Origin of the sequence: Pseudoxanthomonas daejeonensis, assembly GCF_010093205.1 — a bacterium.
In the GTDB taxonomy this organism is placed as follows: Bacteria; Pseudomonadota; Gammaproteobacteria; order Xanthomonadales; family Xanthomonadaceae; genus Pseudoxanthomonas; species Pseudoxanthomonas daejeonensis.
The window spans coordinates 240,553-266,166 of record NZ_PDWN01000001.1; the positions used below are offsets into that span (position 1 = coordinate 240,553).

Annotated in this window: 20 protein-coding genes; 4 read left to right on the forward strand and 16 right to left on the reverse strand. The window is 69.1% G+C overall.

The features are described 5' to 3' along the window. Positions 1-142: 142 nt before the first annotated feature. The 3 genes from CSC65_RS01090 to CSC65_RS01100 all read right to left on the reverse strand — a co-directional run bounded on the left by CSC65_RS01090 (position 143) and on the right by CSC65_RS01100 (position 2,524). Positions 143-1,063 (reverse strand): AEC family transporter, encoded by a 921-nt coding sequence (locus tag CSC65_RS01090; protein ID WP_162408116.1) that lies wholly within the window; start codon positions 1,061-1,063, stop codon positions 143-145. A 9-nt stretch (positions 1,064-1,072) separates the two neighbouring features. Further along, positions 1,073-1,777: a 2OG-Fe(II) oxygenase gene (locus CSC65_RS01095; protein ID WP_162408117.1), complete on the reverse strand. Its 705-nt coding sequence runs from the start codon at positions 1,775-1,777 to the stop codon at positions 1,073-1,075. A 78-nt stretch (positions 1,778-1,855) separates the two neighbouring features. Then, the gene (locus CSC65_RS01100) at positions 1,856-2,524 is read right to left on the reverse strand and encodes a tetratricopeptide repeat protein (RefSeq protein WP_425501292.1); all 669 of its coding nucleotides are present in this window, start codon (positions 2,522-2,524) and stop codon (positions 1,856-1,858) included. A 112-nt stretch (positions 2,525-2,636) separates the two neighbouring features. Here CSC65_RS01100 and CSC65_RS01105 point away from each other — a divergent pair, with 112 nt between their 5' ends. Continuing rightward, complete coding sequence (locus CSC65_RS01105; RefSeq protein WP_162408118.1) at positions 2,637-6,395, forward strand: indolepyruvate ferredoxin oxidoreductase family protein; 3,759 nt, start codon at positions 2,637-2,639, stop codon at positions 6,393-6,395. 98 nt (positions 6,396-6,493) lie between these two features. Here the strand turns inward: CSC65_RS01105 and CSC65_RS01110 are convergent, their stop codons facing one another. From CSC65_RS01110 to CSC65_RS01145, 9 genes are all read right to left on the reverse strand, one after another. Beyond that, a complete protein-coding gene (locus CSC65_RS01110) occupies positions 6,494-7,876 on the reverse strand; it encodes an acetate kinase (protein WP_202922803.1) in 1,383 nt (460 codons plus the stop codon). Between the two features lie 44 nt (positions 7,877-7,920). Beyond that, positions 7,921-8,430, reverse strand: a complete 510-nt coding sequence (locus tag CSC65_RS01115; protein WP_162408119.1) for a hypothetical protein — start codon at positions 8,428-8,430, stop codon at positions 7,921-7,923. Positions 8,431-8,434: 4 nt separating this feature from the next. Beyond that, positions 8,435-9,133, reverse strand: coding sequence for a C39 family peptidase (locus tag CSC65_RS01120; RefSeq protein ID WP_162408120.1), 699 nt, complete (start codon positions 9,131-9,133; stop codon positions 8,435-8,437). Then, the gene (locus tag CSC65_RS16160) at positions 9,130-9,609 is read right to left on the reverse strand and encodes a hypothetical protein (RefSeq protein ID WP_238390221.1); all 480 of its coding nucleotides are present in this window, start codon (positions 9,607-9,609) and stop codon (positions 9,130-9,132) included. The genes CSC65_RS01120 and CSC65_RS16160 overlap by 4 nt, the downstream gene beginning before the upstream one ends. 142 nt (positions 9,610-9,751) lie before the next feature. Then, on the reverse strand, positions 9,752-11,149 hold the full coding sequence (locus tag CSC65_RS01130) for a hypothetical protein (RefSeq protein WP_162408121.1): 1,398 nt from the start codon (positions 11,147-11,149) through the stop codon (positions 9,752-9,754). 101 nt (positions 11,150-11,250) lie between these two features. After that, positions 11,251-11,496 (reverse strand): hypothetical protein, encoded by a 246-nt coding sequence (locus tag CSC65_RS16165; protein WP_238390222.1) that lies wholly within the window; start codon positions 11,494-11,496, stop codon positions 11,251-11,253. A 165-nt stretch (positions 11,497-11,661) separates the two neighbouring features. After that, entirely contained in the window at positions 11,662-12,672 is a 1,011-nt protein-coding gene (locus CSC65_RS01135; RefSeq protein WP_162408122.1) for a LacI family DNA-binding transcriptional regulator, read from the reverse strand. Between the two features lie 38 nt (positions 12,673-12,710). Beyond that, positions 12,711-14,273 carry a sodium/sugar symporter gene (locus tag CSC65_RS01140; protein ID WP_162408123.1) on the reverse strand — a complete coding sequence of 521 codons (1,563 nt, stop codon included), beginning with the start codon at positions 14,271-14,273 and terminating at the stop codon, positions 12,711-12,713. 136 nt (positions 14,274-14,409) lie between these two features. Next, the gene (locus CSC65_RS01145; protein ID WP_162408124.1) at positions 14,410-17,004 is read right to left on the reverse strand and encodes a glycoside hydrolase family 3 protein; all 2,595 of its coding nucleotides are present in this window, start codon (positions 17,002-17,004) and stop codon (positions 14,410-14,412) included. 479 nt (positions 17,005-17,483) lie between these two features. Between CSC65_RS01145 and CSC65_RS01150 the strand changes: the two genes are divergently transcribed. Both CSC65_RS01150 and CSC65_RS01155 read left to right on the forward strand, forming a co-directional pair. Next, complete coding sequence (locus CSC65_RS01150; protein WP_162408125.1) at positions 17,484-18,002, forward strand: c-type cytochrome; 519 nt, start codon at positions 17,484-17,486, stop codon at positions 18,000-18,002. Between the two features lie 66 nt (positions 18,003-18,068). Continuing rightward, positions 18,069-19,817 (forward strand): ExeM/NucH family extracellular endonuclease, encoded by a 1,749-nt coding sequence (locus tag CSC65_RS01155; protein ID WP_162408126.1) that lies wholly within the window; start codon positions 18,069-18,071, stop codon positions 19,815-19,817. A 393-nt stretch (positions 19,818-20,210) separates the two neighbouring features. On the opposite strand, the gene CSC65_RS01160 is transcribed toward CSC65_RS01155, so the two are convergent. Further along, positions 20,211-21,539 (reverse strand): M20 family metallopeptidase, encoded by a 1,329-nt coding sequence (locus tag CSC65_RS01160; RefSeq protein WP_162408127.1) that lies wholly within the window; start codon positions 21,537-21,539, stop codon positions 20,211-20,213. 123 nt (positions 21,540-21,662) lie between these two features. Between CSC65_RS01160 and CSC65_RS01165 the strand changes: the two genes are divergently transcribed. Continuing rightward, positions 21,663-22,451 (forward strand): TSUP family transporter, encoded by a 789-nt coding sequence (locus tag CSC65_RS01165; RefSeq protein WP_162408128.1) that lies wholly within the window; start codon positions 21,663-21,665, stop codon positions 22,449-22,451. A gap of 114 nt (positions 22,452-22,565) precedes the next feature. On the opposite strand, the gene purU is transcribed toward CSC65_RS01165, so the two are convergent. From purU to CSC65_RS01180, 3 genes are all read right to left on the reverse strand, one after another. Continuing rightward, positions 22,566-23,417, reverse strand: a complete 852-nt coding sequence (purU, locus tag CSC65_RS01170; RefSeq protein ID WP_162408129.1) for a formyltetrahydrofolate deformylase — start codon at positions 23,415-23,417, stop codon at positions 22,566-22,568. 69 nt (positions 23,418-23,486) lie between these two features. Beyond that, complete coding sequence (locus CSC65_RS01175) at positions 23,487-24,587, reverse strand: NADH:flavin oxidoreductase/NADH oxidase (RefSeq protein WP_162408130.1); 1,101 nt, start codon at positions 24,585-24,587, stop codon at positions 23,487-23,489. 111 nt (positions 24,588-24,698) lie between these two features. Then, positions 24,699-25,553: a Na+-dependent transporter gene (locus CSC65_RS01180; protein ID WP_162408131.1), complete on the reverse strand. Its 855-nt coding sequence runs from the start codon at positions 25,551-25,553 to the stop codon at positions 24,699-24,701. Between the last annotated feature and the right edge of the window lie 61 nt (positions 25,554-25,614).

Genomic DNA, 25,614 nt, shown 5'->3' on the forward strand with positions numbered 1-25,614 from the left:
AACCGTACCGGAAGGCGCCTTGCCTCCGCGGGCCGCGCGAAATCGCTCTCTTGGCCATGCTCCATCCCGTTGGCTATCGACCGGTGCTCGCCGGAAACATAGCATCCGACGCCAGCCGTGCCGCCGGCCGGAGAGCCGCGGATCAGCTGGTGAGCCGCCCCAGCAGCCACGCCCACGCCGGCAGGGTGAACAGGCACAGCACGATCCCGTAGCCGACCAGCGCGGCGGCCAGGCGCGGCGCCAGGCCATGCGCCATCGCCAGCGCGGCGGCGGAGATCATGGTCGGCATCGCCGATTCGAGGACGTTGGCGCGCAGCATCGTGTCGGACATGCCGAACGCCAGCGAGATCGGCACGGCCAGCGCGGGCATCACCAGCAGCTTGAGCACCAGGCCGGTCGCCAGTGGCCGGATCTCGTCGCGCGGCAGGCGCAGCTGGATCGACAGGCCCACCGCCAGCATCACCAGCGGCAACATCGCCTCGGCCAGCCGGCGCAGGCCCGAAGCGATCCACTCCGGCGGCTGTTCCGGCATCAGGGTCAAGCCGAACAGCAGCGCCCACGCGGGCGGGAAGCGCGCGATCCGCGAAGCGATTTCGCGCGCGCCCGGCGTGGCGTCGCCGCTGTAGCGGGCGACGACATAGATCCCCACCGTCGACAGCAGCATGAAGGTGCCGAACTGGTCGTAGACCACCGCGTACTGCACCGAGTCCTCGCCCAGCAAAGCGCGCACCATCGGATAGCCGATGAAACTGGAATTGCACAGGCCCACGCACAGCAGCAGCACCGCGTACTCGTCGCGGCGGAACTTCCACGCGCGCGCCGCCAGCGTCACCAGCACCCAGGTCGCGCCCATCAGCAGCCACGGGGTGAGGGCCACGCCGAGCAGCGACCATTCCATGTGCAGCCGCGGCACGTACAGCAGCACCGCCGCCGGCAGGCACACGTACAGCACCACCAGGTTCAGCGTTTCCGACGCGTTGGCCGGCAACAGCGTGGTCCGGCCCAGGGCCATGCCCAGGCCGAGCATGGCCAGGATCAGGGCGAATGCGTCCCAGGCGACCATCCAGCCGGCTCAGCCGCGACGGAACCAGCCGGTGATGCTGTAGCGCGGCGAACCGGCCCACGGCGCCACCAGGCTGACCACGTGCGGCTGCGGCACGCGGAACAGGCTCAGCGAATTCCACCGCGGGGTGAAGGTGTCGACCACGCGCTGTCCGGCCGGGTCGAGGAACTGCAGCAGCCCACCCCAGTCCGGCAGCCAGTCGCGGCTGAGGTTCAGCACATAGGCGAAGGCACGGTCCTCCTCGCTGGCGTGGTCGCTGTGCGAACGCAGGAAGTGGCCGTGGCGGTAGCGCACCGCGATCGCGCTGACCATGCGGATCGCAGGGTCGCCGGTCAGCTGCCGGGCGAAGTCGAGGAAGGGCGCGCTGTTGAGGAAATCGACCACCGCGTGCAGGACCAGTTCCGGATCCTGTCCGTCACGGCGCGCATCGATCATGCGGTAGCGGTCGAAGTAGAACTCGAAGCCGTCGCGGGCACGCAGGGTGGCGGCTTCAAGCAACGCCGCGTCTTCCGCGCTACCGGGTGCCGCGCTGTGCACCAGGCCTTCCGCCAGTTCTGCGTCGGTGCGCTGCGCGGTCTCCCAGCGCACCTCGTCGCGCAGGCAATCGTGCAGGCGCGAGGCCGCCTCGGCCTGCAGGAAACCGGGAATCTGCACCCTGCCCTGCGCGCGCAGGCGCGCGCGCCAGGGGTCGATGTCGAGTTCGTTGCTGATCATGGACCGCTGCGGAAAGGGCGCCGGTCCGGCGCCATCGCATTTTCGCACAGCCCGCCGGTGCGGCCCCGTGGCCGGCGCTTACGGCCAGGCCGGCGGATCGGCCTGCCAGGCAGCCTGCACCTCGGCCAGCGTGCCGCGGTCTTCCTCGCGCCAGTCCGGCAGCATCTGCGCGTAGGTGGAGGCCACGCTCCACTGCTGAGGTTCGGTGCGCACGGCCGCCGCATACCAGGCGATCGCTTCGGCCTTGTGGCCCATCTTCCACAACGCGAGCGCCAGCGTCGGCGGCTGCCAGGAAGGCGTGCTCGGCCAGCCACCGATCAGCTTCTGCCACTGTTCCAGCGCGCGCGGGTGTTCACCGGCACGATAGAGGTCCCATCCGTAGTTCCACGCCACCGCGCGCGCCAGGCGCTGGTTGCTCCCGGCATTCTTCTGGGCGGCACGGTACAGCTCGTCGCCCAGTTCCAGGCGTCCGGTCTGCATCGCGATCCGGGCCAGTTGCACCCGCGATTCGACGTCAGCCGGCTTGCGGGCGACCGTGGACGCGAGCCGGTCGACCACCGCATCGCCCTCGCCCGGGACAGCCACGATCGCACGCGTGGTCTGCGGATCGGGGTCGAAATAGAACTCCTTCGGTGCCGGCAGCGATTGCGCCGCTGCAGACAGCGAAAACAACGCCAGCCCCAAGGCGAGCGGAAAAAGCAGCTTTTTCACCTGATCATCCCCGAGAACAACCTCCCCACCCCGCATCCTAACCGCAGCAGCGCACAGTCGGGGAGTGCGGGCCATCACAGAATGGCGCTTGATATCATTCCGCACCGGGCCGGCGAGGCCCAGCTCCAGCCAGCGCCAGGGCCCGTCCATGACCAGCACCGCCGAACTGACCTCGCCCGCTTCGGCCAACCGGCCGGAGCTGGATACGTTCGACAACGACTACACGCTCGAGCACAAGTACACCCGCCGCGATGGCCGCATCTATCTCAGCGGCGTGCAGGCGCTGGTCCGGCTGCCGCTGATGCAGCAGCTGCGCGATGCCGCCGCAGGACTGGATACCGCCGGCTTCATCAGCGGCTACCGCGGCAGCCCGCTGGGCGGCTTCGACCTGGAACTGTGGCGCGCGCGCAAGCACCTGGAGGCGGCGAAGGTGCGCTTCCAGCCCGGCCTCAACGAGGACCTGGGCGCGACCATGGTCTGGGGCACGCAGCAGACCAACCTGTTCCCCGGCGCCAGGGTCGATGGCGTCTACGCCATGTGGTACGGCAAGGGCCCGGGCGTGGACCGCTGCGGCGACGTGTTCAAGCACGGCAACGCGGCCGGCACCTGGCGCAACGGCGGCGTGCTCGCGCTGGCCGCCGACGACCATGCCTGCCGCAGCTCGACCCTGCCGCATGGCAGCGAGGACGAGTTCGTCAGCGCGATGATGCCGGTGCTCAACCCGGCCGGCGTGCAGGACATCCTCGACCTGGGCCTGGTGGGCTGGGCGATGAGCCGCTACACCGGCCGCTGGATCGGCTTCAAGACGATCGCCGAGACGGTGGAGTCGTCGGCCTCGGTGCAGGTCGATCCGTTCGCGCGCCAGATCGTGCTGCCGGAGGATTTCGAACTGCCGCCCGGCGGGCTCAACATCCGCTGGCCCGATCCGCCGCTGGACCAGGAGATGCGCCTGCACCGTTACGCGGTGCGCGCCGCGCAGGCGTTCGCCCGCGCCAACGGCATCGACAAGGTGGTGATGGATGCGCCGAACGCGCGCCTGGGCATCGTCACCACCGGCAAGAGCTACCTGGACGTGCTGCAGGCGCTGGAATACCTGGGCCTGGACGAGGCGGCCTGCCGCGACATCGGCATCCGCGTCTACAAGGTCGGCATGACCTGGCCGCTGGAGCCCGAAGGCATCGCCCGCTTCGCCCGCGGGCTGGAAGACATCGTCGTGGTCGAGGAGAAGCGCGCCTTCCTCGAGCGGCAGATGAAGGAACAGTTCTACAACTGGCCCAACGACTGGGGCCGGCGCCCGAGCATCGTCGGCAAGTACGACGAAGCCGGCGAGTGGATCCTGCCGTCCACCGGCGAGCTGACCCCGGCGACGATTGCCGGCGTGATCGGCCGCCGCATTCTGCGCCTGCTCCCATCAAGTGCGATCAATACCGAGTCGATCGAGCAGCGCCTGCGCTGGATGGACGCCAAGGAGGCGGAGATGGCGCTGCCGCGCGCCAGCTTCCCGCGCGTGCCGCACTACTGTTCGGGCTGCCCGCACAACACCTCCACGGTGGTGCCGGAGGGCTCGCGCGCGCTGGGCGGCATCGGCTGCCACTACATGGTCACGTGGATGGACCGCTCCACCGACACCTTCACCCACATGGGCGGCGAAGGCGTGACCTGGGCCGGGCAGGCCGCGTTCACCGACACCCCGCACGTGTTCCAGAACCTGGGCGACGGCACCTATTTCCACAGCGGCTCGCTGGCCATCCGCCAGGCCGTCGCGGCGAAGGTGAACATCACCTACAAGATCCTCTACAACGACGCGGTCGCGATGACCGGCGGCCAGCCGGTGGACGGCAGCCTGACCGTACCGGACATCGCCCACCAGATGCGCGCCGAAGGCATCGACACGATCATGCTGGTCAGCGACGACATCGGCCGCTGGCACAAGCGCGAACTGTTCCCCTCGGGCGTGGAGTTCCACGACCGCGCAGAGCTCGATGCGGTGCAGAAGCGCCTGCGCGAGGTGAAGGGCGTCAGCATCCTGATCTACGACCAGACCTGCGCGACCGAGAAGCGGCGCCGGCGCAAGCGCGGCAAGATCGAGGACCCGCAGAAGCGGGTGATGGTCAACACGCTGGTGTGCGAGGGCTGCGGCGACTGCGGGCAGAAGAGCTTCTGCGTGTCGGTGCTGCCCAAGGAAACCGAATTCGGCCGCAAGCGCGAGATCGACCAGTCCAACTGCAACAAGGACTACTCGTGCGTGTCGGGCTTCTGCCCGAGCTTCGTCACCGTGCACGGCGGCAAGCCGCGCAAGGGACGCAAGGCAGACGCGGCGTCGCGGCTGGAGGGCCTGCCCGACCCGGTCTTCCGCTCCGTGCTCGACCAGCCCTGGAACATCCTGATCACCGGCGTCGGCGGGACCGGCGTGGTCACCATCGGCGCATTGCTGGGCATGGCCGGCCACCTGGAAGGCAAGGGCGCCACGGTGCTCGACCAGACCGGCCTGGCGCAGAAGGGCGGCGCGGTCACCACCCACATCCGCATCGCGCGCACGCCCGAAGACATCCACGCGGTGCGTATCGCCGCCGGCGAAGCCGACCTGGTGCTGGGCTGCGACATGGTCGTGGTCAACGACTACTGGGCGCTGTCGAAGGTGCGCGGCGAGCGCTCCGAAGTGGTGCTCAACACCTACGAAGCGATGCCGGGCACGTTCACCATGCGCCCGGACCTGCACTTCCCCGCCGCCGACATCATCGCCGGGATCAAGCTCGCACTGGGTGGGCGCGAACCGCGCCTGCTGGACGCCACCCAGCTGGCCACCGCGTTGCTGGGCGATGCCATCGCCACCAACCTGTTCATGCTCGGCTACGCCTGGCAGCTGGGCCTGGTGCCGATCTCGCACGCCGCGCTGATGCGCGCGATCGAGCTCAACGGCGCGGCGATCGAGATGAACCAGCAGGCCTTCGCCTGGGGCCGCCTGGCCTCGGTCGATCCGCAGGCGGTGGCGGCCGCCGCCGGCCTGGTCTCCAATCCGGTGACCGCCGACGAGCGCGTGCCCGATGGCCTGCACCAGTTGCCGCCCGGCGACTGGGAAGGCAGCGAGTGGGGCAGCACCAGTGCGCCGCACCCGGTGCGGGCCGAGCGCGAGCTGCGAGGCCTGCCCGAACGCGAGGGTGTCGCCGCAGGCACCGCATCACCGCTGGATGTCGCCACCGGCGAGGTCGCCGCGCTGCCACTGGACGACCTGCGCCTGTCACGCAGCCTCGACGAACTGGTCGCGCGCCGCGAGAAGTTCCTCACCGATTACCAGGACGCCGCCTATGCACGCCGCTACACCGGCCTGGTAGCCAGGGTCCGCAGCGCCGAGGCACTGAAGGCCCCGGGTTCGACCGCGCTGGCGGAAGCCGTGGCCCGCTATGCCTTCAAGCTGATGGCCTACAAGGACGAGTACGAGGTCGCCCGCCTGTACACCAGCGGCGAGTTCCAGCGCCGCCTGCAGCAGCAGTTCGAAGGCGACTACACGCTGCGCTTCCACCTCGCCCCGCCGCTGCTGGCGAAGAAGGACGAACAGGGTCGGCTGCTCAAGCGCGAGTACGGGCCGTGGATGTTCACCGCGTTCCGCTGGCTGGCCAAGCTGAAGTTCCTGCGCGGCGGTCCGCTGGACCCGTTCGGTCGCAGCGAAGAACGGCGCACGGAGCGGCAACTCGTCACCGACTACTTCGCCACCATCGACCGGCTGCTGGCGGGGCTCGACGGCGGCAACCTCGCCTTGGCCGCGGAGATCGCCAGCCTCCCCGAGCACATCCGCGGCTACGGACACGTCAAGGAAGCGCACCTGCACAAGGCCCAGGCTCGTGAAGCCGACCTGCTCCGGGAGTGGGACAACCCGCTGCGCGTGGTGTTGCGCAGCGACGCTGCCTGAGAGGCCTGTCGGGCCGTTTGCCGGGACGCTGGCCTGTCGTTGCGCGCCGTCGCCCCGCGTCGGCGGCAGGGATCGGCGCGCAGCGGATCCCGATCCACCTAGAAGGTGATCGGGACGCGCGTGGTGAGGGTCAGGTCGGGCGTGTCGCGGGTAACCCCCGCGCCTAATGCGACGTTCAACGAAACGTGGTCGTTGAAGCGGTAGGTGCCGCCCAGCAGCAACGTGCCCAGGGTGACCCGGACCGAGCCGGGCACGTCCTCGCCGTTCTGCGTGGTCTTGCCGACCATGCTCTGGTCGTAACCGAGGCTGATGGAGGCCTTCTCGTTCAGCGCCAGGCCCAGGCCCACGTTGAAGCCCCAGATATCGCCGGCCTTCACGTCGCCCAGGTGCTCCTGCTCGCCACCGATCACGGTGCGCGAGACGTCGGTGCGCTCGAAGTTGTAGAGGTAACTGAAGCTGCCGAAGAACACGACCGGATCGGAGGGATACAGCCAGGTGATGCCCGGCTGGAGCGCATCGAAGCCGCTGCCCATGGGCAGCTCCAGCGGCAGGCCCGTGCCGGTGGCGTTGGCGACGCACCGGGTCACGCAATCGGTGACGACGTCGAAGATGTCGGTGCCGGACCGGCTCTTGTAGCGCAGCCATCCCACGTAGAACGCCTTGTCCGGGCCGCCGCGGTTGAACTGGTAGCGCACGGACATCTCCATGTCGCCCAGGCCGCGTCCGCTGGAATTGAACACGCGGTCCAGCGCCGACCCGGTGAAGATTTCGCGACTGACCGTATCGCCGCTGGCGTAGACGTAGGGAACCTTGAACTCCAGTTCCAGCCGGTTGTTCAGCCCGTAGCGTCCCGTCATCGTGGCGATCGCGGTGGTCGTCTTGACCTGGCGCACATCGATCAGCCCGATCAGGATCGCCGGGATGACGGTGTATCCGACCAGCACGACGCGATCGTTGGCCGTATAGCCGTACTGGAGGGAGGGTTCCAGCACGAACGTTCCGGCCGGCGTGAGCGCGCCGGGCTGGTCGAAGATCTGCGCGACTTCCGGGGGGCGCGAGTCGGACTCGGGGGCCTGGCCCACGGCCTGGGTCTGCGCGTCGGACGCAGGGGGTTGTTGCGTCGGCTGGGCCGCCTGCGCTTGCCCGGTTTCCTGCGGCGCGTAGGCGACCCCCTGGGCCAACGATGGCACCAGGACCGGAACGGCCGCGCCGCGCGCGCGCGCGTTGGCCAGTATTTCCTCGTTCAATGCAGCCTGCAGCTGCGCCATTCCCCGGGTCTGTTCGCCCAGCTCGTCGCGCAGCTCCTCTATCCGCCGGGACTGCTGGTTGATCCGGCTCTGCAGCGCATCCAGCCGGGCCTCGGGCGTAGCTCCACCCGCGGTGTCACCCGAAGACGCTTCCTGCGCACCAACCTGTCCACAGACGACCAGGCCGATGGCCAGGGCCAGCGGCGCGGCGGCATTGGGCGACATCCGTTTCATGGCGCTCTCCTTGGGGCGGGAGCCGGGTGGCGTGGGCATCGGTATCAGGGCGGGCCTGGAACGCGCGCCAATGCATCGCCAAGCGCACCATAGGAGTTGATGCCCTGGAAGACACCCAATGCACCGGTGCCCACTTCGACATGGGTGACCGTGCGGATACGCTGGCTGTCGAGCGTGTTCTGTATCACCACGCCACCGGCAACACCTGCGGGATCGAAGTGGTTGCCTTCGCCCACCTGGACCACGATGCCCTTGTTGAAATCGGCCAGGGCCTGCGCCTGTCCGGCATCAAGGTCCACCACATCCGGAATCCGCACCGAGACGCTGGCGACCAGCACGTCGTTGACATAGACGACGCGCTCGATCCCGAACGAGAGCATCTGCCCGGACGGCAGCTGGAAACCGCCGCGCATCTCCGCCAGGCGCGCCGGATCGATCGGCTTCCACGCCCCGCCCAACGGCGTGGACCGGCCATCCCATGCCTGCGCCTGCGCGGACACCGCGGCGCATGCAACAAGCAGCAACGCGGGAAACGATCGACGGACGACGTTCATGGCTTCAGATGTCCGTGGGGCCGCGCCTGGGCGCGGTGATGTTGCGCAATCCATCGCGCTGGATGCCCATGTCGAGCGGCGCCGGGGGCGCCGTGCGCCAGTCGTCGGGATTGTTGAAGCCGGCCTGCTCCCGCCGGTTGTGCACGACGAACAGCACCCGGTTGTCCCATAGCGCTTCGAAGCGAGAACGCGGCATCGCGCGCGTGCCCCGCGCGGGATCGCCCAGCAGCACGCGTCCATTGCGCATGCCCTTGACCACCACGAAATGCCGGTACCCGCGATCGTTCAGGAGCACGATCGCCGGAACACCCTCTTCTTCGAGCTTTTCCAGCGGCAGCTCGAAGCCATCCGCCTCGAAGCCCTTCGTAGCCAGGTATCGGCGCATGTCCAGCAGCGAGAACCCTTCCTTCCGGATCCTGGCCTGGTCGCCGTTGTCGTACATCTGCACGAAGACGTCCGCTTCGCTGACCGGATGGCCGTACTGGTAGGTCAACAGCGTCGCCGTGGCCGCGGAGCCGCAACTGAAGTCGTACTGCTGGGGGACCGTGGTACGGAAGCGCGCCTCCTTCAGGCTGACGACGCGCATGCCGTAGGTGCCGCCACCCTGCGGTACGCGGATGTCGGTACTGGCGGCCCACGCGCCATGCGCGCACGCGAATGCGCACGCCAGCGCGCCCCACCCCGCCAGGCGCCGATTGCTCATTGGCCTGGGTTGGCGAAGATGACCTGGATGCTCATCCCGTTCTGGATCAGCACGTTGCTGCCGCTGTTCTGGATGACCGTGTTGAGGCCGCTGGCGTTGGAGAAGGCTTCGCCGTTGATGGAATTGGAACCACTGACGACGTGGTCGGCCGTGTTGTCGTGGACGCTACCATCCACGGAAGTGTTGCTTTCATTCGTCTCTTCGCCACCGCGCATGGCGGCCAACCGTTCGATATCGACTGCCTCGCTGCCGGCGAAGCCGGGAACGGATGCTGCAGGGAGAAGCGCCTGCCTAGCGTCCGGCGTTGAGGTCGCCGTACCCGGCTGCGCTTGAGGGGTTGCCGGATCGATCAGTGGCGCGAGATTCGCGGCAGCTGGATCGTCAGCGGCGAATGCGGGGCCGGAACCGGAAGCCAGCGCCGCCATCGCGATGCAAAGTGAAAGCGGACCTAGTGAAAGTGGACGGTGCGGATGCATGGGACACACTCCTTCCCGAACGCTCCTGCCTGCATGGGCACGGCGCCCCGTCGGGATGACGGGACGCCTTGTGCTCGTGCGATGGATGCATCGGGGTTTCCAGGCCCCGATGCACGTGGGAGCGCCTAAGGGCTTATGGCCACTACGGGCCTACGGTCAGGTTGGCCTGCACGGTGATGCCCTGCTGGATCAGCGACGCAAAGCCGCTGTTCTGGGCCGTCACCATGATGCCCGCCGCCGACTGCCCAACACTGGTCATCTGGTTGGACATGTCGAAGGTGCCCGCGTTGTTGGCCACAGATCCACCTGCGCCAGCCGCACCGCCTGCACCGCCGGCGCCGTTGCCACCGGTGTTGGTGCCACCGGTGCCTGCGCCGCCCGTACCCGCTGCGGCCGTGCCGGAACCACCCGCTCCACCACTGCCGCCCGCGCCGCCTGCTCCGCCCTCGGCGCCGTTGCCGGCCGTTGCGTCGCCATTGCTCGCGGTGGAAGTGGCGCTGCCATTGGTGGCATCGCCATTGGTTGCGGCACCGCCATCACCGCCCGTTCCTGCGGTAGCGGTCAGGCTGCCGCCGGCACCGCCCGTGCCCGTGCCGGAACCACCGGTGCCCGTGCCATCGCCTGCGGTCGCCGTGCCAGCACCACCGGTGCCGGTGCCGTCGCCTGCAGTGCCCGCACCACCGGTCGCGGTGCTCGCACCGCCGGTCGCGCTTGCACCACCGGACGTGCCGTTGCCGGCGGTGGCGGTACCGCTTCCACTCGTCGCATCGCCCGCCCCACGTTCGCGTACACGACCGCTGTTGGCGTCGGCATTGCCGCCGCTTGCGCCGCTGTCCTGCGCGCCCGTCGGACCACTGCCCGAAGCGCCGGATCCGCCCAGGGCCGCACTGGCGGCCAGACCATCGCCACCGCCCGCCCAGCCACTTCCGCCAGTGCCATTGCCACTGGCGCCACTACCCGTGCCATCGGCACCGTTGGCGCCACGATTGCGAGTGGCGTTGCCGCCATCGCCGCCATTACCCGCGTTGGCGTCCGCGACGCTCGCGTCGCCAACCCCCGTCGGGCCGGCCTGGACGTCGCCATTGTTCGCGGTACCGCCACTGCCACCGCTGCCCGCAGTGCCACCACGGCCACCACGGTCGCCGGCACCTCCGGTGCCGTTGCCACCGTCCCCATCACCACCCCTGCCATCACCACCCAGGGCCAGGCCGCCGTAACCGGCGCCACCTTTCCCACCGTTGCCACCGTTGGCGTTGCCGTTGTTGTTGGCGACGTTGCCGATGCCATACACGCTCAATCCAGAAACGCTTCCTTCAAGTCGCGTAGTGGCCACAGCGGAGCTGTGGTTGAAGGAATTCGAGAACGTGGCGGTGGCAGTGCCGCCATTGCTGGCGGCCGCCGTGCCTTGGCCATCTGCATATGCGCTGTAGTCGTTGACCGTTGTTGGAGTTTCTTCAGGAGTTTCCTGAGCGAAGGCCTGCCCCGACAGGCCCAGTCCGAGCATCACTGCGGATGCCATAAGTGTCTTGCTGATATGCATATCACTCTCCTAGACGTCACCCAAGGGTCAGGGGGGTCCCGAAATTAAGTGACGTGCGTCGCATTGTCCTCGCGAATTGTTAGTCGTCGGAAGGTTGATGGTTAGCTTTTGGTGAACCGCATACCGCTCGTCTGCGGCTTTGCAGTCTTCATGTATTCAGCGATGCGAAATCTGCGCACCGGCAGGCAGTGCGTATTCACGCTGTTTTGGGCTTCTTTGCGGGTTTCCGGCGAATGCAGGTCGCAGAGAACGGGAGCCGCGCTGTTCGACGATGCATCGAAGACACAAGGAGCCGTCAGCCATCGTTGCGCGACCGATCGCGCGGATCGGCTTGCTTCGCCGCGCATCGCGGCTTTTCACCGCTGCTCGCCACAACCCGTAGAGCGGGACTCGCCCTGCTGCGCGCATCGTTTGGAAATGGAAAGCGGCGGCGCGAGCCCTTCGACGGGGAGCCGCCGATCCGCTCAGTGTGGTCCACGCAGGTTTCCGCGCCGGAGCCCGCGCTGTCCTGCTCAGGCCGGGGGCACCGGCCCGGTCGACTGACGCAGCTGCAGCGAGTACGGCATGCGTACCATGCGCCCGGCACTGCGGTCGCGGATCGCATTGAGCAGCTGAACGGTCGCGACCTGGCCCATGTCGCGGGTGGGCTGCTGCACGGTGGTCAGCGCCGGAAAGATCTGCTGCGAGATCGGCGTGTTGTCGAAGCCGCACACCGACACGTCGCGCGGCACGCGCAGGCCCAGTTCACTGGCCGCACGCATCACGCCGGCAGCCATGTCGTCGTTGGCGGCGAAGATCGCCGTGGGGCGTTCGGCAAGGGCCAGCAACTGGCGGCCGGCCGCCAGGCCGGAGTCGAACGAGAACTCGCCGTCGACCACCAGCGCCGGGTCGTAGCGCAGGCCGGCGCGGCGCAGCGCGCTGCGGTAGCCCGCCATGCGCCATTCGCTGGCGCCATGGTCCGGATGTCCGCGCACGTGGCCGATGCGGCGGTGGCCCAGCTCGATCAGGTGCGCCATCAGCTCGCACACCGCCTCGTGCTCGTCCAGGGTCACGCCGATGCGTCCTTCACGGCCCTTGGGCGAGATGCACGAGAACGGGATGCCGCGCTGGTCGAGGCGATCAAGCAGCGCGTCGCTGTCGGTCAGCGGCGGGGTGAGGATCAGTCCGTCCAGGCGCGAGGACACGACCAGCGAATCGATCGCATCGAGGAAATCCGGGCTGTGGTAGCTCACCGGCTGCATCACCATCCCGTAGTGGTGGCTCTCGCAGGCCTCGACCACGCCGGTCAGGATCTCCATCAGGTAGTTCGGCGACGGGTTGTCGTACAGCAGCGCGACCAGGTAGCTGCGGTTGCCGGCGAGGCTGCGCGCGGAGGGATCGGGGCGATAGTTCATCGCCGCCACCGTTTCCATGACCTTCGCCCGCGTGGCCTCGCGCACGCCCGGCTCGTTGTTGAGCACGCGCGACACCGTCTTCATGGACACGCCCGCCCGCTGCGCGACATCCTCGATCCTGACCCGCATTACGCCTCCGCCCACTGCATTCTCATGCCCCAGCTGGCTCACCAGAAGACCGCGTACAGCGCGACCAGGATCGCGATCACGCCCAAACCGGCCATATTGAAGCCTGCCGACGTCGAGTAGTCCACGTCGTCGGTACGGATCAGGTCGCTGCCGGCCTGCTGCGGCCGCGTCGCCAGCGACACGATCGCCGCGAGCGCCAGCGCCAGCAGGAACACCAGCCCGACGCGATCGATGAACGGAAGCGACGGCCAGGCCAGCTTGAGCACGATCGACAGCACGAACGAACCGATCGCCGCGGCCAGCGCGCCGGCCTCGTTGGCGCGCTTCCAGAACAGGCCCAGCACGAAGATCACCACGATGCCCGGGGTGAAGAAGCCGGTGTATTCCTGGATGTACTGGAACGCCTGGTCGAAGCTGCCCAGCAGGGGGCGCGCGGTCAGGATCGCGAGCAGCACCGATACGGCGGCCGCGATCCGGCCGACGCGCACCAGGTGCGACTGTTCCGACTGCGGACGCGACTTGGCGTAGAAGTCCAGGGTGAAGATCGTCGCCACCGAGTTGATCTTGGATGCCAGCGAAGCCACGATCGCCGCCACCAGCGCGGCGAACACCAGGCCCAGGATGCCGGTCGGCAGCAGCCGCATCATCGTCGGGTAGGCCTCATCGGGCTTGGCCAGGTCCGGCGCCAGCACCACCGCCGCGATACCCGGCACCACCACCACCAGCGGCATCAGCAGCTTGAGGAACGCGGCGAACACCACGCCCTTCTGCGCTTCGCGGATGTCCTTGGCGGCCAGCGCGCGCTGGATGATGTACTGGTTGAAGCCCCAGTAGCTGACATTCATGATCCACATGCCGCCGATCAGCACGCTGATGCCCGGCAGGTCCTTGTAGAAGGGATTGTCCTTGCTGAGGATCATCTCGAAGTGTTCGGGATGGGCACTCCACAGCTGCGAGAAGCCGGTGGTGACACTGCCGCCGCCGATGTGGCTCAGGGTGATGCCGGTGACCAGCAGGCCACCCATCACCAGCAGGGTGACCTGCACGATGTCGGTCAGCGCCACCGCCTTCAGGCCGCCGTACAGCTGGTAGGCCATCGCGAACACGCCCAGCAGCACCAGCGCCAGCATCTGGTCCATGCCGGTGACCTGGGCCACGGCGATCGAACCCAGCCACATGATCGAGGTCAGGTTCACGAACACGTACAGGCCCAGCCAGAACACCGCCATCAGCGTGCGGATGCGCGTGCCGTAACGCTCTTCCAGGAACTGCGGCATCGTGTAGATGCGGTTGCGCAGGAAGATGGGCAGGAAGAACTTGCCGACGATCAGCAGGGTCAGCGCCGCCATCCACTCATAGGAGGCGATCGCCAGGCCGATCGCGTAGCCGGACCCGGACATGCCGATGATCTGTTCGGCGGAGATGTTCGCCGCGATCAGCGAGGCGCCGATCGCCCACCATGGCAGCGACTTGCTGGCCAGGAAGTAGTCGCTGGCCGACTTCTGGTGCCCCGCCTTCTCGCGCGAGACCCATTGGGCCAGGGTGAAGATGCCCGCCAGGTAGACGAGCACGATCACGATATCCAGTGTTGCCAGCTTCATCCGCGCTCTCCCCGTCCCATGCAGTCGATGTGTGGAGGACGCGGCCCACCGCGGATGCCGTCATGGCACCCGTGGCGGAGAAGCTCGGACCGGCCCGCGCCGCCGCCCTCCCGGCGCGGCGCAGGCCCACGTGCGCTTACTTCGACTGCGGGCAGGCCAGGATGTGCTGCGCTTCGCTGACCGCGCCCACCGCGACGCGCGAGATCGACAGCGTCGCTGCCGCATCGCTTTGCAGCTTCAGCAGCGTATCGAGCTTGGCCACATCCGCACCGGACGCGGCGAAGCACTTGAGCGGAATCCCCAGCGTGGTCCACTGCCCGGCCGGCAGCTTGGCCAGCGTGTCGAGCAAGGGCAGCGACGTGCCGGCCCCGGCGCTGGCGGTGAGCGCGCCGCTCGCCGGCAATGCATCCGGGCGCAGGGTCAGCACCAGCAGCAGGTCGCCGTTGGTCTCGCGGGTCAGTTCCTGCGCCGGCTCGGACAGGATCGTCGCGCTGGCCGCCTGTGCACCGGACCACGTGAAGCGGCGTGCGTCTTCCTGGCGCTCATGGTCGACCGCGCTGATCGCCAGGCTGTTGTCGGCCAGTGCGACCGGCACGGTGGTGACCGCGGTGGCCGCACCCTTGCCGTCTTCCAGCTTCAGGGCCAGGCCCGGGGCGAGCTGGCCGCGGGCGAAGTACACGCCGGCCGGCGCCTGCAGGCCTTCGATGCCCGAGTCTTCCGGCAGCGCCGCCAGGTCGCCCTTGTCGGCGTAGGTCAGGCCATGGCCGAACGCGAACTGCGGCTGGTATCCGGGCTTGTTGACCGCTGCATCCACCGCGTTGCGCGGCCAGGAGAAGCTGAGCTTGCCCTTGAAGTCGTGGTCGACGCTGCCATCGGCCTTGCGCAGCAGCACGTCGGCCACGCCCGCGCCTTCCGAGCCCGGCAGCCACGCCGCGACGAAGGCATCGGAAGCGTTGATCTCGCGGTTCATCCACAGCGGACGCCCGGTGATGAACACCGCGACCACCGGGATGCCATCGGCCTTGAGCTTCTTGATCAGCTCCAGGTCGCTGTCGTCGCCCGGATGGAACAGCAGGTTGGGGATATCGCCCTGGAATTCGGCGTAGGGATTCTCGCCGAACACCACCACCGCCACGTCCGGCTTGGCCTTGTACTTGCCGTCCACCGCCAGCTCGGCCTGGCCGCCACCGGCCTTGACCGCGCGCGCGATGCCTTCCCAGATCGTGTCGGCGTTGGGGAAGTCGGCGCGCGCGGTGCCGGTGCCCTGCCAGTTCAGCGTCCAGCCGCCGGTCTGCTTGCTCATGTTGTCGGCGCCATCGCCGACGACCAGCACGCGCTGGTTGGTGCGCAGCGGCAGCACGCCACCGTTGTTCTTCAGCAGCACCAGCGATTCACGCACCGCCTGGCGGGCGACTTCGCGATGCTCCGGTGCACCGAGCAGTTCGAACTTGCCACCCAGCGCGCGCTGCGACGGCTTGGGCGCGTCGAACAGCTTCATCAGGAACTTGACCCGCAGGATGCGGCGCACGGCGTCGTCCAGGCGCTCCATCGACAGCGTGCCGTTCTTCGCGGCGGCCAGCGTCGTGTCGTACATGCCCTTCCAGCTGTCGGGCGCCATCGCCATGTCCAGGCCGGCGGTGAAGGTCGCGGGGCAGTCGTCGTTGGTGCAGCCGGGAATCTGGCCGTGGCCGTTCCAGTCGCCGACGACGAAGCCGCCGAAGTGCATGCGGCCCTTGAGCACGTCGGTCAGCAGCGGCTGGTGGCCGTGCATCTTGGTGCCGTGGAAGCTGTTGAACGAGGCCATCACCGACTGCGCGCCGGCTTCGATCGCGGTCTTGTAGCCGGCCGCGTGCACGTCGCGCAGTTCGGCCTCGCTGACCACGGTATCGCCCTGGTCGCGGCCGTTGGTGGTGCCGCCGTCGCCGACGAAATGCTTCACCGAGACCATCACCCGGTTGTCGCCGAGGAAATCCGGCGAGCCGACCTTGCCCTGCATGCCTTCGACCATCGCGCGGGCGAAATCGGCCACCACCTGCGGGTTCTCCGAGTAGCCCTCGTAGGCGCGCCCCCAGCGCACGTCCTGCGGCACCGCCACGGTCGGCGCGAACGCCCACTCCATGCCGGTGGTGCGGGTCTCCTGCGCGGTGATTTCGCCGATGCGGCGCAGCAGCTCGGGGTTGCGCGTGGCGCCGAGGCCGACGTTGTGCGGGAACAGGGTCGCGCCCACGACATTGCTCTGGCCGTGCATCGCGTCGATGCCCCAGATCACCGGGATCGCCTTGCCGCCGCCGGAGGTGTCCATCGACGCTTCCCAGAACGCGTCGGACAGGGCCAGCCACTGCGCCGGGGTGGCGTTGTACTTGCCGCCGGGATCGGAGCTGCCGCCGGCCAGGATCGAACCGAGCCGGTACTTGCGCACGTCCTCGGGCGTGATGCTGCCGATGTCGCCCTGGATCAGCTGGCCGACTTTCTCTTCGAGGGTCATGCTCGCCAGCAGTTCGTCGATCCGCTTCTCCACCGCCGGGTCGGCGGCCACGGGCCAGGCCAGTTCCGGCCATTGCTCCGGGTGGATGCTGCCGTCGCTCGCGGCAGCCTGCGGGGCATCGGCGGCGGGCGCGTTGACCGGCGCCGGGGCGCGATTGCAGGCGGCCAGCACGGCCAGGGCCAGCGCTGCGGCCAGGACATTGCGGATGCGGGCGGCAGGCGCGGTCGCGCCGGCGTGGGTGCTCATGCTGGATCTTCCTCCGGTCGGTGGAGCGCCCGCGTCCCCGGGCGCCTTGCGGCAGTGACGGGCGCAGAGGCTTGTCAGAAATGGCAGCGCTGTCAACCGGACAGGGTCCCGCCGTGGCCTGACTTCCCGGCGCGTTCCGGGTCGCGACGTGGACGTGCGTGCGGGCCGAGCCCGTAAATCCCGGCGCTGACGGTCAATTGGACCCACCAGCGACTGCATGGACGCGACACCGCGAAATCGCACCCCGACCCGCAAACCTGCTGCATCGCAACAGCCGATTTGCGGCATCCGCTGCTGCCTGGCCACCCGATCCATGCCCCCTCCGCTCGCCCGCCCGCGGCCACGGCAGGGGCGTCCAAACCGGCGTCCGCACCCGCATCGCCCGCCCGGCAAGGCTTGCCGGCTTCCGAAGCCGGGGCGTCCCTCTCTATAATCGGCGCCAGCTGTGGCCGGCCGCGCCACTCGCCATAGGATGCGATGTGCGTAATTACGATCTGGAATTCCTGAAGCGCTTCTCGATGGTGATCGGCCTCCTGGCCCTGGTCACCCTGGGCCTGATCCTGCTGGCCATTTATCTGCATGGCCGGTTGCCCCCGGAAGTCTCGCCGACGGCCGCCAGCCGGACCGCTGCGCGCATTCATCCGGCCGGCGCGGTCTACGCCGGCGATACCGGTGCCGCCGCCCAGGCCGCCGCCGCCGCCGCCGCGGTCGCCAAGGCCTCCTCGCAGGTCGCCTACGGCGGGACCACCGATGGCGCGGTGATCTACCAGAACCTGTGCGGCGCCTGCCACACCAGCGGCGTGGGCAACGCGCCGACCCTGGATCACGCGCACTGGGATGCGCGCCTCGCCCAGGGCGCCGACACCCTGCACAAGCACGCGATCGAGGGCTTCACCGGCCCCAGCGGCGGGATCATGCCACCCAAGGGCGGCAACCCGGCGCTGACCGACGAGCAGGTGAAGGCGACGGTCGACTGGATGCTCGCCAACCTGAAGTAAGCCCCGCGCCATACCTGACAACGCCGCCTCCGGGCGGCGTTGTCGTTTCCGTCCTGGACACCTGCCATGAAGCCGCATCCCGCCCTGCGTCGCCTGCCCGCCCTGCTCCTGCTGCTGGGGGTCCTGCCGGCCGTGGCCCGACCCGCGGCGGAACCGGCCATCGGCCAGCTGCAGGGCGATGGTCCGCGCAGCCCACTGGTCGGCGAACAGGTCACGGTGACTGCCACGGTCAGCGCGGACTTCCGCGAGGGACTGGGCGGCATCTTCGTCCAGGACGCAGGCGACGGGGACCCACGCACCTCGGACGGCCTGTTCGTGCAGCCGGTCGAGGGCTTCGCCTTCCCCGACAACCTCGGCGTCGGCACGCAGTGCCGTTTCCATGGCCGGGTGGTGGAGCTGGATGGGCGCGGCGGCGACAGCCTGACCACGCTGCAGGTCGACCGTGTCGACCGCTGCCGCGCGGGTACGCCGGTGCGTGCGCAGGCGGTGCAAGCATTACCCGGCGACTGGGAAGCGCTGGAAGGGATGACCGTGCGCATCGAGGCACCGCTGACCGTCACCGGTACCGACGCGCTGCAACGCTTCGGCGAGCTGGCGGTGTCGTTCGACGGTCGCCAGTGGCAGCCCAGCGAGCGGGCACGCGCCGGTTCGGCCGAGCACGCCGCGCTGGCCGCGGCGAACGCGCGCACGCGACTGCTGCTCGACGACGCCAGCCGCCAGCGCGATCCGGAGCAGGTCGCGTACCTGGGCGGTGGCGACGTCCCGCGCACCGGCAGCGTGGTGCGCGGTGCCGAAGGCATCGTCGATCCGCGCCATGGCTGGCGCCTGCAGCTGACCGGTACGCCGTCGATCGAAGTCGCAGCGCGACCGGCACCGCCGCAGGTACCCGGCAACGTCCGCGTGGCCGCGTTCAACCTCGAGAACCTGTTCAACGGCGACGGCCAGGGCGGCGGCTTCCCGACGCCGCGCGGCGCGAAGACACCGCAGGCGCTCGACGCGCAGCTGGCCAAGCTGGTCGCCACCATCCAGGGCCTGGATCCGGACGTGGCCGCGCTGATGGAGCTGGAAAACGACGGCTACGGTCCCGACTCCGGCCTCGCCCGCCTGGTGCAGGTGCTCAACGCCGATGGCGCGCAGTGGCGTTTCGTCGATGCCGGACGCGGGCCGGGCACGGACACCATCCGCGTCGGCCTGATCTACCGCGGCGATCGCCTGGTCGCGCGCGGCAAGCCGGCGGTGCTCGAAGGCGGGCCTTTCGGCGAGCGCAGTCGCGTGCCGCTGGCGCAGGCGTTCCGGCGCAAGGATGGCGGCAAGGACGACTTCGTGGTCGTCGCCAACCACCTCAAGTCCAAGGGCTGCAGCGAGGCCGAAGGCGCCGACGCCGACCGCAAGGACGGCCAGGGCTGCTGGAACGCGCTGCGCCTGGATTCGGCGCAGCGCCTGCACGCCTGGCTGCAGTCCGCGCCGCTGGGCAAGGGCCGCGAGCGCGTGGCCATCCTCGGCGACTTCAACGCCTACGCGATGGAAGACCCGGTGCGCTGGCTGCGCGAGGAAGGCGGCTGGACCGATGCCCTCAAGGCCGCCGCCGTGGCCGCCCCGGGTTCAGAGCCGCCTTACAGCTACGTCTACCAGGGGCTCAGCGGCCGCCTCGACCATGCCCTGCTGAGTCCCGCGCTGGTCCCGCACCTGCGCGGCGCGACCGAGTGGCACGTCAATGCCGACGAACCGGACGACGCCGGCTATGCCGGCCGCAACGTGCCGGGCCCGTGGCGCAGCTCCGACCACGATCCGCTGCTGCTGGGCTTCGATCTGTAGCTGCGCACCGCGCAGACCCCGATGCCGGAAGACGCGCCATGACACTGGCGCCTCCCGCACAACCAACGCCACCGCGCCTGTTGCGCCCCCGGTTCGCGGCCTGAAGTCCGCTCCTACAGGGAGCATCATTGCGCCACGCCTGGAACACACATCTCCACAACCATCTTTACCGCGCCCGCCCTTGCAGGAGCGGGCACGACTGAAGTCCGCCCCTACGAAGAACACCGCTGCGACGCACCTATTACGCGGCCCAGAGACCCGCTTCTCTGCCCGCTCCCGTAGGAGCGGGCATGACCGCGACACCCACGCCTTCGACACAAGCGACGCCTTCCGCAATCCCGTGCCGCGTGTCCCGGGCTGCGGCCCGGAAGCCTCGCGGGTTGCCGGGCTTCGTCAGCCCGCCGTGCCGTGCAGGTAATCCAGCGACACCTGCAGCAACGCGCGGAAGCCCACGTCGAGCGACTTCTCGTCGAGCATGAATTCCGGCGAATGGTTGCCCGGCGCGGTCGCCGGATCGATCCCCGGCGCGGTCGCGCCCACGAAGAAGAACAGCGCCGGCGCCTTCAACCCGTACAGGGAGAAATCCTCCGAGCCCATCTGCAGCGGCGGCTCGAACACGTTGTCGGCGCCGACCACGGCCTGCAGGCTGGGCAGCATCTTCGCGGTCAGCGCCGGATCGTTGATCGTCGGCGGATTGCCCTCGCTGTCGGGCACCTTGGCCTCGACCTTGGCCCCGTGCGCGGCGGCCACGTGTTCGGATACGTTGCGCAGGTCGGCGAAGATCTTCTCGCGCATGCTTTCGTCGAAGGTGCGGATGGTGCCGATCATTTCCACGTCGTCGGGGATGATGTTGTAGCGGATGCCGCCCTTGATCGCGCCGAAGGTCACCACCGCTGGCAGCTTGGCCAGGTCGGTGCGGCGAGAAACAATGGTCTGCGCGGTGCCGACCAGGTCGGCGGCGGCCACGATCGGATCCACCCCGCCCCATGGCCGCGAACCATGCGTCTGCCGGCCGACCACCTTGATGCTGAAACGGTCCGAGGCGGCCATCAACGGTCCGCTGCGCACCGCGATCTGTCCGGCCGGCACGGTCGAGAACACGTGCAGGCCGAACACCGCTTCCGGCTTGAAGTCCTTGAACAGGCCCTGCGCCAGCATCATCGACGCACCGCCTTCCTCGTCGGCCGGCGGACCTTCCTCGGCCGGCTGGAAGATCAGCATCACTTCGCCGGGCAGCGTGTCGCGCATCGCGACCAGCGCCTTGGCCACGCCGAGCAGGATGCCGGTGTGCGCGTCGTGGCCGCAGGCATGCATCACGCCGACTGTTTCGCCGCGGTATTCACCGGTGGCCTTCGAAGCGAACGGCAGGCCCGTGCGTTCGGCCACCGGCAGCGCGTCCATGTCCGCGCGCAACGCGATCTTCGGGCCGGGCTTGCCGCCCTTGATGATCGCGACCACGCCGTGGTGGGCGATGCCGGTCTTCGGCTCCAGGCCCATCCGACGCAACTCCTCGGCGACCACCCTGGCGGTGCGTTCCTCGCGGTTGGACAGCTCCGGGTGCTGGTGGAAGTCGCGGCGCCAGTCGATGACCTGCTGCTGCAGCTGCTTGGCGGCGGTGGCCACTTCGGGACGTTGCGCGGTGGCGGCGTGGGCCGGGACGGCCGCGGCGAGCGACAGGGCGAACGCCAGCAGGGAAACCTTGGATCGTACGGCCAGGACCATCGGGCGACTCCGGGAAAGGTTGGGTCGATGCTAACGGTTGCGACGCGCCTTGCGGCAACCGCCGCTTAGAATGGCGGCGCACGCCAGGTCCAAGCGCCGGCGTTGTTCCTTCGCTGGTGGCCCATGCCCGATCTCGCCCTGCAGCTGCTGATGCTGCTGTTCCTCGCCGGCCTGCTGGCCGGCTTCATCGATTCGATCGCCGGCGGCGGCGGCATGGTCACCCTGCCGGCGATGCTGCTGGCCGGGATCCCGCCGCTGCAGGCGCTGGGTACCAACAAGCTGCAGTCGCTGTTCGGCTCGGCCTCGGCGAGCTGGTCCTATGCGCGCCACGGGCACGTCGACCTGCGCGCGCAGCTGCCGATGGCGCTGACCGCCGCGGCCGGCGCGGTCGCCGGCGCATTGCTGGCCACCATCGTGCCGGGCAGCTGGCTGCGTGCGGTGCTGCCGTTCCTGCTGATCGGCATCGCCCTGTATTTCGCACTCAAGCCCGACATCGGCACGGTCGAGCGCCACCACCGGATCAGCCCACGCGTGTTCGGCCTGACCTTCGTGCCGGTGCTCGGCTTCTACGACGGCGTGTTCGGACCCGGTACCGGCTCGTTCCTGATGCTGGGCTTCGTCGGCCTGGCCGGATTCGGCCTGCTCAAGGCCACCGCGCACACCAAGTTCCTCAACTTCGGCTCGAACGTGGGCGCCTTCGCGGTGTTCCTGGCCTCCGGCGCGGTGCTGTGGAAGGTCGGCCTGGTGATGGGCGCCGGCCAGTTCCTCGGCGCGCAGCTGGGTTCGCGCTTCGCGATGCGCCACGGCACGCGGGTGATCAAGCCGCTGCTGGTGATGGTGTCCGTGCTGCTGGCGTTGAAGCTGCTGGCCGATCCGGCGCATCCGCTGCGCAGCTGGATTGCCACGCTGTAGGAGCGGGCATGACCGCGACAGCGGGGGCTGTAGCGGATGAGTACGTCGGTCCTGCCCAGGGTGTCGGTGTCGCGGTCATGCCCGCTCCTACAAAGAGCAGACCAGGTTCGCGGGTCAGCGGAACACCACCGTCTTGTGCCCGTTGAGCAGGATCCGGTGCTCGACGTGGCGGCGTACCGCGCGCGCCAGTACCTGCGACTCGATGTCGCTGCCGACGCGGACCAGGTCGCGTGGCGTCATCGCGTGGTCCACCCGCGCGATGTCCTGCTCGATGATCGGGCCTTCGTCCAGGTCGGGCGTCACGTAGTGCGCGGTGGCACCGATGATCTTGACCCCGCGCGCGTGCGCCTGGTGGTACGGCTGGGCGCCCTTGAAGCTGGGCAGGAAGCTGTGGTGGATGTTGATCGCGCGCCCGGCCAGGGCCTGGCACAGCCGCGGCGACAGGATCTGCATGTAGCGCGCCAGCACCACCAGGTCGATGCGCTCGCGTTCGACCAGGTCGATGATCGACGCCTCCTGCGCCGCGCGGCTGGAAGCTTCCACCGGCAGGTGCAGGAACGGCACGCCGTAGGACGCCGACAGCGCGGCGAAATCTTCGTGGTTGGACGCGACCGCGGCGATGTCCACGCGCAGCTGGCGGCTGTGCGCGCGGAACAGCAGGTCGTTCAGGCAATGGCCCTGCCTGCTGACCAGCACCAGCAGGCGCGCGCGGCGGCGCGCGTCGTGGACCTGCCAGTCCATGCCGAACTCGTCCGCAAGCGTGCCGAAGCGCTCGTGCAACGCCGGCAACGCATCGGCCGCCGGCAAGTCGAAATGCACGCGCAGGAAGAAGCGCCCGGTTTCCTCGTCGCCGTACTGCTGCGCGTCCAGGATGTTGCAACCCTGGCCGAACAGCAGTCCCGTGACGCGATAGACGATGCCGGTGCGGTCCGGGCAGGACAGGGCGAGGATGTGTTCATGGCGCATGGGTGGCCATGGTAGGCGAGCCTGCAACCGCGCGACGGCTCGGTTGCAGCTGATACCTCCGCGTGCCCGTCAGCGCCGCGCGAACACTCCGCGCGCCTCGGGCGGTTCGCAGCGCAGGTACTGCGGCGCCGGCACGAGCGTGGCGCCGAGCTCGGCCGCTGCATGCCAGGGCCAGCGCGGGTCGTAGAGGATGCCGCGCGCCAGCGCGATCGCATCGGCCTGCCCGTCGACGAGCACCGCTTCGGCCTGGCGCGGTTGCGTGATCATGCCGACCGCGATTACCGGCATCCGCACCTGGGCCTTGATCGCTTCGGCGAACGGCAGCTGGTAGCCGGGGCCGGTGGCGATCTGCTGGCGCGGATCCAGGCCGCCACTGGACACGTGGATGAACTGGCAGCCGCGCGCATCCAGCGCGCGCGCCAGGGCGAGGCTCTGCCCGATGTCCCAGCCGCCTTCGACCCAGTCGGTGGCCGAGATGCGCATGCCGACCGCGACCTTCGTCGACACCGCCGCGCGCACCGCATCGAATACCCGCAGCACCAGCCGCATGCGGTTCTCCAGCGAGCCGCCATAGGCGTCGTCGCGGGTGTTGCTCAGCGGCGAGAGGAACTGGTGCAGCAGGTAGCCGTGCGCGGCGTGGATTTCCACCAGGTCCAGGCCCAGCCGTTCGGCACGACGCGCAGTGGCGACGAAATGTTCGACCAGCGCATCGATGCCCTCGCCATCCAGCGCCTGCGGCACCGCATGCGCGTCGTCATAGGCCAGGGCCGACGCCGACACCGTGCTCCAGCCATCGGGGTGGTCGGCCGCGATCGCGCCGCCACCGTCCCACGGACGCGGTGTGGACGCCTTGCGCCCGGCATGCGCCAGCTGGATGCCCACGGGCATCGGCGACCAGCGCCGCACCGAGGCCAGCAAAGCGGCGAGCGCGGCTTCCTGGTCGTCGTTCCACAGTCCCAGGTCGGCGTGGCTGATCCGCCCGCGCGACTCGACCGCGGTCGCTTCGAGGATCAGCAGGCCGGCGCCGGACAGGGCCAGGTTGCCGAGGTGGATGTGGTGCCAGTCGCTGACGCAGCCGTCGTGCGCCGAGTACTGGCACATCGGGGCAATGACAATGCGGTTGGACAGTTCGAGCGGACCGAGCGACAGCGGCGAGAACAGCAGGCTCATGGGCGATGGCGTACTGGTGGGGGAGCGTGGCATTCCAGCGCGCGCGGCGCGGCGCATCAAGCCCGCCGGTGGATCACTGCTTCGTGGTGCCGCCATCGCGAGAGGGATGGTTCAGGCTGCTTTCGGCGCACGCGCCACCAGGCGCAGGAACGGAACCGCGACCAGCAGGTTCAGCAGCACCGACAGCAGCACCGCCGCCAGCGCCAGGCGATGTTCGGGGAAGGTGGTGGCGATCACGCCCAGGGCCACGCCGGGATGACGGGTCGCCGCGGCCAGCGCCAGCGCGGTCCGGTGCTCCGGCGAGGTGCCGCCCAGCAGGTGGCCTGCGGCCAGGCCGCCCAGGATCATCGCCAGCAAGGCCACCAGCGTACCGCCGCCCAGCAGGCGCCACATCCCCGGCGCCATGATCGCCACCAGCGCCAGTGCGCAGAGGACGAGCAGCAACATGCCCGCCTTGCGCAGCGCGAGGGCCACCGCGAACGCGCGGTCGCGCAACAGGCGCTGCACGAGGAAGCCCAGCAGCATCGGCGCGCCGATCGTGAGCAGCAGGGTGATGGCCACCCCGCCGGGGGAGATCCGCATTTCCAGGCCGAAGAGGGCTCCGAACAGGTGCAGCCCCAGCGGCATCACCACCAGGGAGGCCAGCGCGGCGGCCACCAGCAACCCGGTGGTGTAGGCAGCCTCGGCCCCGGCCTGCAGCTGGCGCCTGGGCAGCAAAGGCGGCACCGGCGACAGCGACAGGACCAGCAGGGCGATCTTCACGTCCGGCTTGAAGTCGAAGTTGAGCATCAGGGCCAGGGCGATCGCGGGCACGACCACGAACATCGCCACGAACGCGCCAAGCCCCGCACGCCAATGCTGGAACATGTACCACGTGTCCTGCGGCCGGGAGCGCATCGCCATCGCCATCACGTTGAGGACGACGCTGGCCAGGACCAGCAGTTTCAGGACGGCGAGGAACGACATGCGGTCTCCAGGTGGAGCAGGCCAGGCAGCCGGCATGCCGCCATGCGCGGATCGGCCGTCG